A 14,287-nucleotide genomic window follows, 5' to 3' on the forward strand; every position below is an offset into this window, starting at 1 on the left:
CGCGTTCGACGTCGGCGGCCAGGTCACCGGCGACCCGCCGGACGCCCGGCAGGTCGCCGGGGGCGACCACGATCGTCGCGGCCTTCCCCCGCGACACCAAGGGAAACCCGGCCCCCGCCTCGGCGAGTCCCGGCAGGGCGGCCGAGCCGGCCCCGGCCAGTGCGAGCAACTGCAGAAAGGTACGGCGGTGGACCTCGGACGGCACGGGGGGACCTCCTGAGTCAGCCCTTCACGGAGCCGGTGAGCCCGCCGACGATGCGCCGTTCGGCGAGCACGAAGAACGCGAGCGCCGGGATCATCGACAGCGCGGTGAACGCGAGCACGCGGGCGGTGTCCTGGGAGTACTGCGATTGGAACGTCGCGACGCCGAGCGGGAGCGTGAAGTGCGCGGAGTCGTTGAACACCAGCAGCGGCAGCAGGTAGGCGTTCCAGCTGGTGACGAACGCCAGGACGGCGACCGTGGTGAGCGCCGGGGTCGACAGCGGCAGCAGGATGCGCCAGAAGAACCCGAGCCTGCTCGCGCCGTCGAGCACGGCCGCGTCCTCGATCTCGCCCGGGATCGCGTGCATGAACGGCCGCAGGATCACGATCGTCACCGGCAGCGAGAACGCCGCCTCCGGGATCGCCACGCCCCAGAAGCTCTCGAGCATGCCCAGCTGGCGCAGCCACAGGTACAGCGGCAGCGTCGCCACCGTCAGCGGGAACAGCAGGCCGAGCGTGAACAGGGTGTACAGGCCTTCCCGGCCCTTGAACTGGTACCGCGACAGCGCGTACCCGGCCATCGACCCCAGTCCCACGGCAACCCCGGTCGCGATCACGGCGATCAGCGCGCTGTTGCCGAGGAACGTCCAGAACGCGCCCGAGCCGAGGACCGAGGCGTAGTTGTCCGAGATCCACGGACCGGGCAGCCCGGCCGGGTCGTTGTTGATCTGGGCGTTGCTGCGGAACCCGCCGAGCACGACGAACAGCAGCGGCACGACGGTCACCCCGAGCACGACGATCGCCGCGAGGTAGCCGACCGACAGGCCGAACCGGCGTGAACGCATCAGCTCACCATCCTGGTCAGGGCGCCCTGGGTGTCGCGACGGAGCGCGAACCGCTGGTACAGCAGGGCGAACACGAAGCAGATGACGAACAGGATCACCGCCACGGCGGAGCCGAACCCGAACTCGTACCGCTTGAAGCCGTGGTCGACCAGGTAGGTCGCCATCGTCGTCGACGCGTTCGCCGGGCCGCCCGTGGTCATGATCCAGGCGACGTCGAACAGCTGCAGCGAACCGATCACCGACAGGAAGATCCAGATCCGGATGGTCGGCCCGAGCAGCGGCAGCACGACGTGGCGGGTGGTCTGCCAGGCCGACGCGCCGTCCAGCGCGGCGGCTTCGCGCAGCTCGGCCGGCACGCCCTGCAGGCCGGCCAGCAGCAGGATGATGCCGAACCCGATGTACTTCCAGGTGATCACCACGAACAGCGTGTAGAGCACGATGCCGGGGTCGGCCAGCCACTGGTGGACCAGGCCGCCGAGACCGACCCCTTTGAGCACCTGGTCGGCGAACCCGTTGGGCTGCAGCATCAGCACCCAGATCACCGCGGTGATCGCCTCGGAAAGCACGTACGGCGCGAACACCAGCGCGCGCAGCACCGCGCGGCCCCGCAGCTTGCGGTTGAGCAGCATCGCCAGCCCGATCGACAACGGCAGCTGCACCACGATCGACAGTCCCACGATGATCAGGTTGTGCACGATCGCGCTCTGGAACACGGTCCCCGAGAACGCGTCGACGTAGTTGTCGAAGCCGATGAAGTCGTCGAGCGGGCCGAAACCGTTCCACTTGAACAGGCTGTAGAAGGCGGCGATCCCGATCGGCACCAGGACGAACCCCGCGAACAGCAGCAGTGCCGGCCCGAGCAGCAGCGCCAGTTCGAGCCGCTTCCGCAGGCCGGACCGCCGCCGCCGGGCGCCGACCGCCGGTGCGGACGGCCGCGCCGCCGTCCGCACCGGGGTCGTCGCCGTGGTCACTTGTTACCCGCCGCGGCCTGGTTGACAGCCGTCACGATGCCTTCGGGGGTGCCCTGGCCGGCGAACATGTTGGCCACCGCGTCGTTCAGCGCGGCGCCGACCGCGGTCGGGAACGCCCGGTCGAAGTACATCTGCAGGTACGGCGCCTTCGTGCCGTAGTCGTAGACGTCCCGCAGCGTGTCGGTCTTCAGCGACTTCGCGGCGACGGTGTTGACGGGCAGGCCGGCACCCTGCGCGGCGAGCTGCGTCTGCACCGGCTCGCTGCCCAGGTACTGCAGGAAGTCCGCGCACGCCTTCGACGCGCGGGTGGTGCAGGCGAAACCGTCACCGCCGCCGAGCACGGCCGCCGGGTCGCCCTGGCCGCCGGTCACGGACGGGAACGGGAACCAGCCGATCTTCGAATCCAGCTGCTTGTCTTCGGTCAGCGCCGACATCGTGCCGGGCTCCCAGTCGCCCTGCAGTTCCATCGCGGCCTTGCCGTTGGCGACGAGGCCGGCGGAGCTGCCCGCGCCCTGCTGGGCAGGCGTGCCGGCGAACCCGGTCTGGAACGGCTGCGTGGCCAGGAAGTTCTTCAGGTCCTGACCGGCCTTCGTCCAGCACGGGTCTTCCAGCTTGACCGCCTTCACCGACTGCTTGAGCACGTCGACCGAGCATTCGCGGATGGCGAAGTAGTTGAAGTAGAAGGCGTCGGGCCAGCGGTCCTTGCCGCCGACCGAGATCGGCGCGATGTTCTTGGCCTTCAGCTGCGTGACGGCGGTGTTCAGCTCCTCCATCGTCTTCGGCGGGGTGGTGATCCCGGCCTGCTGGAAGAGGTCCTTGCGGTACCAGAAGCCGACGAAGTGCTGCTCGAACGGCACGCCGTACTGCTTGCCGTCGACCTGCCAGTTCTCCCCGAACTTGCCGGTGGTCTGGGTGATCCACGGCTTCGTGAAGTCGGTGATGTCGGCGACCTTGCCCGAGGTGATCTGCGAGGCCAGGTCACCGGCGCCCCAGGACTGGTAGACGTCCGGCGGCTCGGCACCCTGCAGCGCGAGGGGCACCTTGGTGGGGAAGTCCTCGTTCTGCAGCGGCTGCGCCTTGATCGTGACGTCGGGGTGCGCCTGGTGGTAGTCGGCGACCACCTTCTCCCAGATCGACTTGATCGGATCGGTGGTGCCGTTGTGCCACCAGGTGAGGGTTACCGGCCCGCTCGGCTGAGCGGGCGCGTCGCTCCCCCCGCTGCACGCCGAGAGCGCGAGCGGGACTACGGCCGCGAGAGCGGCGAGAACGGGGATCCGGCGTTTTGCGAACATCGTGGGTCCACTCCTGACGACTTCGGCCGAGTTGGACGGGGCGTGACAGCGCCCGGGTTGGCGAAGAGTCTGCACCTGGGGCAAATCGGATGTCAATCGTTGTCGATAACGTTTTCCATGGTTAGTCTGAGCCGATGCAGCCCAGCTCGAGGGTGACCATCCGTGACGTCGCGGCGCGTGCCGGTGTCTCGGTGGCCACGGTTTCCAAAGTGATCAACGAGCGCTACGGCGTTTCGGCCGCGACGCTCGCCCGGGTCCGAGCGGTCATCGAAGAACTCGGCTACGAGGCCAGCCTCGTGGCGCAGAGCCTGAGAAACCACCGGACCAACGTCATCGGCATCCTGGTCGCCGACCTGGAACCGTTCTCGACCGAGCTGCTCAAGGGAGCCGCGGACGCCATCCGCGGCAGCGGTTTCGAGCTCGTCGTCTACTCCGCGGGCGGGCGCACCGGCGATCCGTCGGGCTGGGAGAAGCGCTACCTCTCCCGACTGTCCGGCACCCTCGTCGACGGCGCCGTGCTGGTCACGCCCGCCGTCTCGCTCGAAGCCGTGCCCGGCACGCCGGTGGTCGCGGTCGACCCGCACACCGGGCCGTCGCACCTGCCGACCATCGACTCCGACAACCTCCGCGGCGCGCAGCTGGCCACCGAGCACCTGCTGGACCTGGGCCACCGGCGGATCGCGTTCCTCGCCGGCCGGCCCGACCTCGAATCGGCGTCGCTGCGCAAAGCGGGCTACCTGCGGGCACTGGAAGCCGCGGGCGTGCCCGCCGACGAGAACCTCATCCGGATCGGCGCCTACGACCCGGAAGTCTCCGCGGCCTCGGCCCACGACCTGCTGACCGGCCCGGACCGCCCGACCGCGGTGTTCGCCGCGAACGACATCTCGGCCATCGCGACCGTCGGCGCGGCCCGCGAACTGGGGCTTTCGGTGCCGGACGACCTGTCCGTCGTCGGCTTCGACAACGTCCCCGAGTCCGCGCTCTGCAGCCCGCCACTGACCACAGTGGACCAGCCCATCCGCGAGATGGGCCACCGCGCGATCAGCATGCTCATCGCCCTGATCAACGGCGACGAGGTCGCGCGCACGCACGTCACCCTCGACACCGGCCTCGTGGTGCGCCACTCGACCCGGGCCCTCTCCTGAACTCCCCCCGTGACATCCGGGGCTCCGCCCCGGGCCGGGGGCTTCGCCACCCGGAACCCCCGAAAGCTTCTGAAGAAGGGCGGAAAGCCTTGACCACGCAGCCCACCACGGCTCCCGAGCCGTGGCGCGACCCCACGGCCGACCCGGGCGAACGCGTCCGCGCGCTGATGGCGCGCATGTCCCTCCGCGAGAAGCTCGCCCAGCTCTACGGCGTCTGGGTCGGCATCGACTCCGGCGGCGAGATGGCCCCGCACCAGCACGAGTTCGTCGACGCGGCGCTCGACTTCGACGATCTGGTCCGGCACGGCATCGGCCAGCTGACCCGTGTCTTCGGCACCCGGCCGGTCGACCCGGTGATCGGCGCGCACAGCCTGGCGCGCACCCAGCGGCAGATCGTGTCCAGCAGCCGGTTCGGGATTCCCGCCGTGGTGCACGAAGAGTGCCTGACCGGGCTGGCCGCGTGGCAGGCGACGATCTACCCGGCGCCGCTGTCGTGGGGCGCGACGTTCGACCCGGACCTCATCCGCCGCATGGGCGAGCGGATCGGGCGGACCATGCGCGGCCTCGGGGTGCACCAGGGTCTCGCGCCGGTCCTCGACGTCGCCCGCGACCTGCGCTGGGGCCGCGTCGAGGAGACCATCGGCGAGGACCCCTACCTGGTCGGCACGATCGGCAGCGCCTACGTGGCGGGCCTGGAATCGGCCGGCATCGTCGCGACCCTCAAGCACTTCGTCGGCTACTCCGCCTCGCGCGCCGGGCGCAACCTGGCCCCGGTTTCGGCCGGGCCGCGGGAGATCGCGGACGTCCTGCTCCCGCCGTTCGAGCTGGCGCTGCGCGCGGGCGCCCGGTCGGTGATGAACGCCTACACCGACACCGACGGCCTCCCCTCCGCCGCCGACACCTCGCTGCTGACCGACCTGCTGCGGGACACCTACGGCTTCGACGGCACGGTCGTCGCCGACTACTTCTCCGTGGCGTTCCTGCACCGGCTGCACGGCGTCGCGGCCGACCGCGCCGACGCCGCCGGCCAGGCGCTGACCGCCGGCATCGACGTGGAACTGCCCACCATGGACTGCTACGGCGAGCCGCTGCTCGCCGCGGTGGAAGGGGGTGCGGTCGACGCCGCCGCCGTCGACCGCGCCCTCGAACGGGTGCTGCGCCAGAAGTGCGAACTCGGCCTGCTCGACGCGGACTGGGCGCCCGAGGTGCCCGAGGAGGTCGACCTCGACGACGCCGAATCGCGGGCGCTGGCCCGCGAGGTGGCCGAGAAGTCGATCGTGCTGCTGCACAACGACGGGACGCTCCCGCTCTCCCCCGGCGCTCGCCTCGCCGTGGTGGGGCCGCGCGCGGACGCGGCCGGCGCGATGCTCGGCTGCTACTCGTTCCCGCTGCACGTCGGCGTCCACCACCCCGACGTCCCGTTCGGGGTTTCGGTGCCGACCCTCCTGGAAGCGCTGCGGTCGTCCTACGACGTCACCTACGCGCTCGGCTGCCCGGTCACCGGCGGGGACGACGCCGGGATCGCGGAAGCCGTGGCGGCGTGCGCGGACGCTTCGGTGTGCGTGGCCGTGCTGGGCGACCGGGCCGGACTGTTCGGCGGCGGGACGTCCGGCGAAGGCTGCGACGCGCCCGACCTGCGGCTGCCCGGCCGGCAGGAGGAACTGCTGGACGCGTTGCTGGACACCGGGAAGCCGGTGGTCGTGGTGCTGCTTTCGGGCCGCCCGTACGAGCTTTCCCGCCAGCTCCCCCGGCTGGCCGCGGTCGTGGCCGGGTTCTACCCCGGCGAGGAGGGCGCGACGGCGCTGGCGGACGTCCTCAGTGGACGGATCGACGCGGCCGGCCGCCTGCCGGTGAGCTTCCCGGCGGCCGGCGCGAGCCAGCCGTCGACCTACCTGTCGGCGCCGCTCGGCCGGCGCAGCGAGGTCAGCACGGTCGACCCCACGCCGCTCTTCCCGTTCGGCCACGGGCTTTCCTACGCGCCGGCGACCTGGCTGGACGTCAGCGCGACGGGCTCGGTCTGGCCGACCGACGGCGTGTGCCGGGTCCGGGTCACGCTGCGCAACGACCACGACCGCGAGTCGTCCGAAGTCGTCCAGGTGTACCTGCACGACCCGGTCGCCGAGGTCGCACGGCCCGAGCGCCAGCTGATCGCGGCCCGCCGGGTCACCCTCGCCCCGGGCGCGACCGAGGTGCTGGACATCGGGCTGCACGCGGACCTGACGTCCTACACCGGCCGCGCGGGCCGCCGCCAGGTCGACCCCGGCGACGTCGAACTGCGCGTCGGGACCTCGAGCGAGCAGATCGTCGCGACCCTGCACTGCACGCTGACCGGGCCGCGCCGGCACGTCGGCTTCGACCGGGTCCTGGCACCGGAGTTCTCGCGGTGAGACGCACAGCGCTGGTCGCGACGCTGGCGGTCCTGACCGCGTTGTTCGCGGGCGCCTCGGCCCGGCCGCCGTCGTCGCAGTGGGTGGCGACGTGGACGTCGATGCCGCAGCTGACCGAACCCGCGAACCTGCCGCCGGCCCCGTACACCGGCACGGACCGGGTGCTGGACAACGCTTCCCTGCGGCAGACGGCGCACGTCACGGCCGGCGGGCCCCGCATCCGCCTGCGGTTCTCGAACGCCTTCGGCGGGGCACCCCTGCCGCTCTCGGCGGTCACGGTGGCCCGCCCGGCCGCGGGTGCCGCCGGGGTGTCGTCGGTCGTCCCGGGCAGCGTGCTGCCGGTGACGTTCCACGGCAAGCCGTCGGTGTCGGTCCCGGTGGGCGCGCAGGTGGTCTCGGACCCGCTGCCGTTCCCGGTGCGGCCGTTCGAGAACATCGCCGTGACGACGTACCTGGCGCAGGGGCAGGCTTCGCTGTCGGTCACCTCGCACCCGGGCTCGCGCACGACGTCGTACCTGGTGCCCGGCAACCAGGTGGCGTCGGCGGACCTGACGGGCGCGACCCCGGTCGACCACTGGTACTTCCTGAGCGGCGTCGAGGTGCTGTCCCCGGCTTCGGCGGTGGCGGTGATCGGCGACTCGCTGTCCGACGGCCGCGGCTCGACGACGAACGGCAACGACCGCTGGCCGGACGTGCTGGCGTCCCGCGTGTCGTCGGCGGTGCTCAACGAGGCCGCGGGCGGCAACCGCGTGCTGCAGGACGGCCTCGGCCCGAACGTGCTGGCCCGCCTGGACCGCGACCTGCTCGCCCAGAGCGGCGTGTCGTGGGCGATCGTGTTCGAAGGCGTCAACGACATCGGCACGGCCACCCCGGCCGCCGCCGCGGACGTGGCCGCGCAGCTGATCGACGCGTACGACCAGATCCTCGTCCGCGCCCACGCCGCCGGCATCGACGTCTACGGCGCGACGCTGACCCCGTTCGGCGGCAACACCGCTTACGACGCCCCGGAACGCGAGGCGGCGCGACAGCTGGTGAACGCGTGGATCCGCGAACCGGGTCATTTCGACGCGGTCCTCGACTTCGACCGCGTGGCCCGCGACCCGGCCGCACCGGCGCGGCTGCTGCCTGCCTACGACGTCGGTGACCACCTGCACCTCAATCCCGCCGGATATCGCGCATTGGGTTCGAGCGTGCCTGCGGGGCTATTCCGGAAAGGGTGAAAGAAATGTCCACGGGTCGGAAAGTGGACAATTCCTGGACGTAGTTTCCGAGCGCCGGATATCCGTTGGGACACAAGCGAGTCTCGAAGGTGGGGGCCTGTGCCGCGCGTCACAGGCTTCACCCTATAGTGGCGCCGTCTGTTCGTCCCCACAGTGAGTCGTCGCTCCCCGGGAAGGGAAACCATGTCCGACGTCATCAACAGCATCTTCGGCCGCCCCAAGAACGAAAACCCCAGCTCCGGCGGGTACGCCTACGGCACCGCCGAGCCCGAACCCGCCGTCGCCGAAGTCCCGGCCGACAGCGCCGAGGAGACGGATTCCGCGGCCGAGGTCGAAGCGACCGCGGAAACCGCCGAGGACTCGGCGGGCTCCGAAGAGGACACCGCCGAAGCCGAAGAGGACGACACGGATTCGAACGCGGTGGTCGAGGACGACAGCGAGACCGAGACCGAGGCCGACACCGACGCGGTCGCCGAGGCCGACAGCGACACCGACGCGGACTCCGACTCCGCCGAGGCCGACACCGACGCGGACACCGAGGCCGACTCCGCCGAAGCCGACAGCGACACCGAGGCCGGCGACGACGCCGTCGTCGCCGAAGAAGCCGAGGCAGGCACCGAAACCGAGCCGGCCGCGGAAGCGGAAGCGGAGCCGGTCGCCGAAGCCGAGCCGGCCGAGGCAGTCGTCGCCGAAGCCGAAGCCGTGGTCACCGAAGCGGCCGCCGAGACCCGGCCCGCGGCCGGCACCCGCGGCAGCACCACCGTGGCCGACGGGGTCGTCGCGAAGATCGTCACCCGCGTGGCCGCCAAGGCCGAAGGCGTGCACAGCGTCGCCGAAGACGGCATCACCATCGAACTCGCCGACGAGGTCGCCTGGATCACCATCCCGCTGGTGATCGCCTTCGGCCACGCGGTCAAGGCGCTCGGCGAGCAGATCCGGGTCGCCGTGATCGACGCCGTCGAGCAGTACCTCGGCCTGGACGTCGAGGTCGTGGACGTCCACGTCACCGACATCCACTTCCCGGAAGCGGACTGATCGCGCGGTGCCCGGTCCCCCACCCGGGACCGGGCACCGTTGCCGTAACGGACCCGGCCACCCGATCGACCGTGGGTAGACTGCCGTTGCGCACGGTAACGGATCGGGGAGGCGGCACATGCCCATCGACAAGGTCAGGGTGGATCTGGGCTGGGGCCCGGCGAAGCTGTCCGGCGAATGGCGCCCGGACCAGGCGGAACGCGATGCGGCGTGGGAACTGTACGTCGAGCTGGTCACCCGCATCACGGTCGCCCCGCTGGCCCCCGGCCACGGCATCCTGCGCGAGGCGCTCAGCTCGCTGTACCAGCTGTTCGGGGTGACCCGGGAGATCCTGCGCAAGTACGGCCCTTCCGTGGCGAAGCCGCCCCGGAAGGGTGAATACCGCTTCGGGCACCTGGCGATCTGGATGCTGAACGCGGCCCTGCGCCCGGTGCTGGCCCACTGGCACCCGGCGTTGCAGGAGTGGGAGGCGACCCGGCCCGAGGGCACGGCGGTCGTCGTCCACGAGGCGGCGTGGGAGCGGTCGCAGGAACTGCGCGACGAGCTGGAGAAGCTGCGGCTGGTGTTGCTGCAGTACGCGGAGATCTTCGCGACGGTGTGCGAAGCGCCGGCGTTGATCGACGCGACGCACGCGATCCTCGCGCAGTACGCCGCCGAGAAGTCCTAACGCGACACTTCGTAGCGCAGGTGGGTGACGCCGCGGTCCTCGAGGCGGCGCACCAGCCGTAGCTCGACCGGGTCCGATGCCCCGAACAGCCTCCGTCCGCCGCCGAGCAGGACCGGGACCAGGTGGATCTCCAGCTCGTCCAGCTGCCCGGCCGCCAGCAGGGCCTGCGCCGCGCCCGCGCCGTGCACCATGACGCCGCGCTCACCGGCCGCCGCGCGGGCCTCTTCGGCACACGCCACGACGTCGGTGAAGTACCGCGTGCTGCCGGGCGCCGGGTCGGCCGGGTCCACGCGGTGGGTCAGCACGTGGATCGGCACGCCGTCGTGGTGGTCGCCGCCCCACCGGCCGGCCAGCTCGAAAGTCCGGCGTCCGGCGATGATCGCCCCGGTCGCCGACGCCTCGCGGTACACCTGGCCGCTGGGTCCGTCGCCGTGGCGCTCGTCGAGCCAGTCGAACAGCCGGCCGCCGCCGCGGCCCAGCTCCTGACCGGGCCGGTCGTCGGGGCCGGCGATGTAGCCGTCGAGGGACATGCTCATGTAGAGGCGGATCACGGGGTGCTCCTCGGGTCGGGTGCGTTTCACCCCTGCGTCGAACGGACCCGGCCCGAATCGACACGCTCACGATTCCCGGGCCCGGGCGATCACCTCCTCCAGCCGCAACGGGCTCGCCGGGTGGTGGCTCAGGCACAGCGGCGTCGCCACCTGCCGGAAGCCGAACGCCTCCCCCGCCACGTAGAACTGGGCCCGCTCCAGCCGTGAGATGTCCGCGACCGGGCTCCCCTTCGCGCGGGCCAGCTCGTTGGCGGCCGCGATCTGGGCCGGGCTGTTGAGGCGGCCGAAGAACTGTGTCATCGCGTTGCCGACCACCTGGTTGTGCAGGCCCTTGGGCGCCTGCGTGGCGAACAACAGCCCGAGCCCGTACTTGCGGGCCTGCGAAGCGAGCACGATCGTGCTGCGCGTGCTCGCCGTCAGGCTCCCCGAGGACGCCATCGTCTGCGCTTCGTCCATCACGAACAACGCTCCCAGGGGCTGGTCCCCCGCCGGATTGCGCTTGATCCAGGCGAACAGCTCCATCTGCAGCTGATTGACGAAGTTCTGCCGCTGCTCCTCCGCCTGCAACCCCACGAAGCTGATCACCGAAACCCGCGCCCGCTTGCCGTCTGACGGCGTCAGCAGCACGCCCGGATCCACCGGCTCACCGCCGCCCGCGAACAGCGGATCGTTGACCATCGCGGCCTTGAGCACCTCGGCCAGCCCGGCCGCGATCCGCTTGGCGTCGTTGAGGTTGCTGACGTCTTCGGGCAGGTCGGTCAGCAGCTCGATCAGCTCCGGCAGGCTCCGCGACCCGGTCCGCGCGTGCTGGACGACCGCCTGCCGCAGCACCGCCAGCCCGATGTTGGTCTTCGCCGTGCTCCCCGTCAGCCTCGCCTGAGGAGCCAGCGTCGCGACCGCCACCTCGACCGCCGCGGCGAACTCATCGGAGTCGTCGAGCACCCCGGCGAAGTCCGGCAAGGGCTGGAACGCCAACGGCCGCCCGGTCGCCCGCCCCGGCGTCCACACGACGACGTCCGTCTCGGCGAGATAGCGCTTCGCGAGCTGAGCGTCGTCGGGCCCCCAGCCGTCCGGTGGTTCGGGCCAGGCGTCGCCGAGGCGGGCGAGGTCGTTGTTCGGGTCCAGGACGATCGCGGAAACCCCCAGGAGAGCGCACTCCTCCACGATCCGCCGCAGCAGCACGGTCTTCCCGGACCCGGACCCCGCGAAAACGGCGGCGTGCTTGCGCAGCGCGGAAAGCTCAACCCGCACCGGCTCCCCCGAGCCGACAACGCTGCCGAGCGTGATCTCCCCCTCCCCCGGCGGCGGATGCGTCCCTTCGGCAGGCTGCCCCGACGGCTTCTCCGGCAACACCGCGGAAAGCAACTCGGACCGGCTCGCGGGCCGCCGGTCGATGAGCCACTCGTGCAGCTCACGACCCCCGTTGGCGAGCATCTTGTCCAGGGCCCAAAAGATGCGTACGTCCCGATCGGAGAGCGGGATCTTCTGCCCGCCCGACATCCGGAACTCCTTGACCTCCAGCTGAGTCTTCGCGCCTTTCGACCAGTCCGGCCGGCGGATGATCACGAGGTGCCGGTTGTCCACTCCGGGTCGCTGCCCCGCGGCGGAACGAGCTTTGCGGAACCTGCTCAGTGCGGCGCGGGGATGCTGCGCCGCGATCGCCCGGAACGCCCAGTGCTCCTGGATGTCCGCCTCCTCGTCGAGGGTACGGGTGAGCCAGCCGTGCACCTCGCTGCGCCCGTTCTGGTGTTCGCACGACCATTCCATTTCGTCATCACCGACTTCGGTGATCCAGCTGCGCAAGGCTGCCGACATCAGGCCGGGCATCACCATGTCCTCGGTCTTCTCCGTCAGCAGCTGCCCAGGCTCGGCCTCCGCCATCAATCGCGCGAAGTCGGCGTCAAGTTCGGTGAACCGGTCGTTTTCCAGCGCGGTGCGGACGGGAGCGGCCGGCACCGGGACCCGTTCGTCGAAGGAAGTCAGCTCGCGGACTTGCCTGCCTCGCAAGCACAGGTCGATGTGGGCGACGATGCGTTTCAAGAGCTCCCGCGGGGTCCACTGCTCCCACGGCCCTTCGAACGCCGTGGGAGCCACGGGCCAGCTCGGGTGGGGCGGGGTGAAGCCCATCGCTTCGTAAGCCACGCCAAGCCGCTTCGCCACCAGCGCGCGGCCGACCTCGGCGTCGGTGATCCGGCCGAGCGTCACCGACTCCCGGAACCGGTCGGGTACCGTGCCGGCGGCCTTGGTCTTGATCTGCTCCCAGGTGCTCGGCAGACAGGCGAGGACGGTCAGCGTCTTGTGGGTGACCTCCCGCAGGTTCATCAGCCCGTCGGCGATCTGTGCCACGAGGAGGTCCTCCTCGTGGCTGTTCCCAATCTCCTCGGTGCGCTTCGTCGACCGCGCCACCAAAGTGTCGAGCTGGTCCACGGCGATCACCACCGGTCCGGTGAGGGCCAGCAGTTGGGTGATCTCTTCGACGAGAACACGCGCCGGTTTCGGCCGCGAGTAGATGTTCCACTGCCGGGCCTCGGACGTGAGTTCCGTGTCCCCGTCCAAATAGTCTTCGCCGATGTACTTGACACCGCGATCCCGGCTCGCGATGAGCACGAGGGCCCGCGCGGTGTCCTCACAGCGGTCCACGACCGTCTCGTCCAGGCGACGCACCCCGTCGACGAACGCCTCGACATCGTCGACCGTGAGCCCGCGCCCACGCCGGATCGTCGCGGTGACTTCCGCTCCGACCTGAGCGCGCAAGCACACTCGCAACAGGAAGCTCTTGAGTTGTGACTCCCCCGATTCATCCAGCCGGTACAGGCCGAGACGCAGCGCTTTGGCCGTGTTGTCCCAGAACGCGTCGGCGGCGGTGACGTCGTCGAGGAAGAAGTACCCACGCGCCCGGTGCACTTGGCGCCGGACGAGACCCAGCAGGTGAGTCTTGCCGACCCCCTTGAGGCCACGCAGGACGAGCCCGATCGGGCTGGGGCCGTCGCTGGCCGTGGCGTCGCGGATTCCGGTGTCGAGGGCGGCGAGAGCATCGTCGTGCAGCCCGTCGACGTGGTACGGCGAGTCCTTCCAGACGTGGTCGGGCGTGTCCGCCCAATCGAACCTCAGTGTCGCCAGCGCTGTGAGCTCGTCCATCATGACACCTCGATCGAGATGAGGTGGTTGTCTTCGCCACCGATGCGGATCGCGGCTTGGTGATCAGCCGCGGTGAGCGCTTTGCGGTTTTCCTCCGGGACCAGGTGCACCGTGCCGGCCCGGCTCAGTTCCTTGAGCACGGCGTCGACCTCCGCCGCCGGTGCGCCCAGTTTCGGGCGCAAGTCGACCAGCCCGACCCACCCTCGGGGCTCCTTCACGAGCTCGCGGTACGCGATCCGGATGCGGTCTTCGAGGCTGCCACCCGAAACGGTCGTTTCCCCCGCGACGTCTTCGCCGGGGGCGAAGACGTCCGTCAGCCGGAGCTTCTCGCGCCGCAGGTACTCCCCCAGCCGGCCGAGGATGACGTAAAGCGCCGCCGCCAACGGGCTCTGGCCTCGCTGCGGCGGCGGGCCACCCGCCGCCAGCTCCTGCTCGCACCAGGCCCAGCCGCTCTCGCTCAGCTCGTGCACGAAACTCCGCTTGGGCCCCGTCCGGTCGCTGTCGACGTACCCGAGCTTGTTCAGGCCCGTGCGCTCGGTGCCCGTGAGGGTGAAGCCCACGACCTCCTCCAGCTCCTGGTTCGACACCTCCCGGCCCAGCACCATCAGCGTGAACATCGCCGCGGTTTGCTTCTGTCCCAAGCGGTCCGTCATTCGACTTCCTTCCGGTGCTGCGTCGTGGTTTTCGCGCGGGCTTCGAGCAAGCGCAGGAGCCAGTCGATCGCGTAGCGGGTCGGCTCGGGCGCCGCGTCGCGGGCGTCGCCGTTCGGGGGGCGGGCGCGGGTGGTCACCGCCAGGTCGGCCGCGAGGTCGTTCGCCCGGGCTTCGTCGCCGGC

Annotated in this window: 11 protein-coding genes and 1 pseudogene; 5 read left to right on the forward strand and 7 right to left on the reverse strand. The window is 70.9% G+C overall.

Annotated elements, in window-relative coordinates; genetic code table 11:
* Nucleotides 1-221: 221 nt before the first annotated feature.
* The 3 genes from G3I65_RS27815 to G3I65_RS27825 are packed head-to-tail and all read right to left on the reverse strand — an operon-like array spanning nucleotide 222 to nucleotide 3,309.
* Nucleotides 222-1,046, reverse strand: a complete 825-nt coding sequence (locus G3I65_RS27815; RefSeq protein WP_160698732.1) for a carbohydrate ABC transporter permease — start codon at nucleotides 1,044-1,046, stop codon at nucleotides 222-224.
* Nucleotides 1,046-2,017 (reverse strand): carbohydrate ABC transporter permease, encoded by a 972-nt coding sequence (locus G3I65_RS27820; protein ID WP_160698733.1) that lies wholly within the window; start codon nucleotides 2,015-2,017, stop codon nucleotides 1,046-1,048. The genes G3I65_RS27815 and G3I65_RS27820 overlap by 1 nt, the downstream gene beginning before the upstream one ends.
* On the reverse strand, nucleotides 2,014-3,309 hold the full coding sequence (locus G3I65_RS27825) for an extracellular solute-binding protein (RefSeq protein WP_160698734.1): 1,296 nt from the start codon (nucleotides 3,307-3,309) through the stop codon (nucleotides 2,014-2,016). Before G3I65_RS27825 ends, G3I65_RS27820 begins: the two co-directional genes overlap by 4 nt.
* A 134-nt stretch (nucleotides 3,310-3,443) precedes the next feature.
* Between G3I65_RS27825 and G3I65_RS27830 the strand changes: the two genes are divergently transcribed.
* The 5 genes from G3I65_RS27830 (at nucleotide 3,444) to G3I65_RS27850 (ending at nucleotide 9,763) form a co-directional block, all read left to right on the forward strand.
* Nucleotides 3,444-4,454 carry a LacI family DNA-binding transcriptional regulator gene (locus tag G3I65_RS27830; protein WP_166640652.1) on the forward strand — a complete coding sequence of 337 codons (1,011 nt, stop codon included), beginning with the start codon at nucleotides 3,444-3,446 and terminating at the stop codon, nucleotides 4,452-4,454.
* 89 nt (nucleotides 4,455-4,543) lie between these two features.
* Nucleotides 4,544-6,841: a beta-glucosidase gene (locus G3I65_RS27835; RefSeq protein WP_160698735.1), complete on the forward strand. Its 2,298-nt coding sequence runs from the start codon at nucleotides 4,544-4,546 to the stop codon at nucleotides 6,839-6,841.
* Nucleotides 6,838-8,061 carry an SGNH/GDSL hydrolase family protein gene (locus G3I65_RS27840; protein WP_309235749.1) on the forward strand — a complete coding sequence of 408 codons (1,224 nt, stop codon included), beginning with the start codon at nucleotides 6,838-6,840 and terminating at the stop codon, nucleotides 8,059-8,061. Before G3I65_RS27835 ends, G3I65_RS27840 begins: the two co-directional genes overlap by 4 nt.
* 183 nt (nucleotides 8,062-8,244) lie before the next feature.
* Complete coding sequence (locus G3I65_RS27845; protein WP_160698736.1) at nucleotides 8,245-9,096, forward strand: Asp23/Gls24 family envelope stress response protein; 852 nt, start codon at nucleotides 8,245-8,247, stop codon at nucleotides 9,094-9,096.
* A gap of 118 nt (nucleotides 9,097-9,214) precedes the next feature.
* On the forward strand, nucleotides 9,215-9,763 hold the full coding sequence (locus G3I65_RS27850) for a hypothetical protein (RefSeq protein ID WP_160698737.1): 549 nt from the start codon (nucleotides 9,215-9,217) through the stop codon (nucleotides 9,761-9,763).
* On the opposite strand, the gene G3I65_RS27855 is transcribed toward G3I65_RS27850, so the two are convergent.
* The 4 genes and pseudogenes from G3I65_RS27855 to G3I65_RS27870 all read right to left on the reverse strand — a co-directional run.
* Nucleotides 9,760-10,314, reverse strand: a complete 555-nt coding sequence (locus G3I65_RS27855; RefSeq protein WP_309235750.1) for a dihydrofolate reductase family protein — start codon at nucleotides 10,312-10,314, stop codon at nucleotides 9,760-9,762. The two genes, G3I65_RS27850 and G3I65_RS27855, sit on opposite strands and share 4 nt — an antisense overlap.
* Before the next feature lie 66 nt (nucleotides 10,315-10,380).
* Nucleotides 10,381-13,452, reverse strand: coding sequence for a helicase HerA domain-containing protein (locus G3I65_RS27860; protein WP_160698738.1), 3,072 nt, complete (start codon nucleotides 13,450-13,452; stop codon nucleotides 10,381-10,383).
* Nucleotides 13,452-14,105, reverse strand: a complete 654-nt coding sequence (locus G3I65_RS27865; RefSeq protein ID WP_160698739.1) for a hypothetical protein — start codon at nucleotides 14,103-14,105, stop codon at nucleotides 13,452-13,454. The genes G3I65_RS27860 and G3I65_RS27865 overlap by 1 nt, the downstream gene beginning before the upstream one ends.
* Nucleotides 14,102-14,287, reverse strand: a pseudogene (locus G3I65_RS27870) (hypothetical protein); the annotation flags it as partial. The pseudogene G3I65_RS27870 and the gene G3I65_RS27865, both read right to left, overlap by 4 nt.

Source organism: Amycolatopsis sp. SID8362, from assembly GCF_010550475.1.
GTDB lineage: Bacteria > Actinomycetota > Actinomycetes > Mycobacteriales > Pseudonocardiaceae > Amycolatopsis > Amycolatopsis eburnea.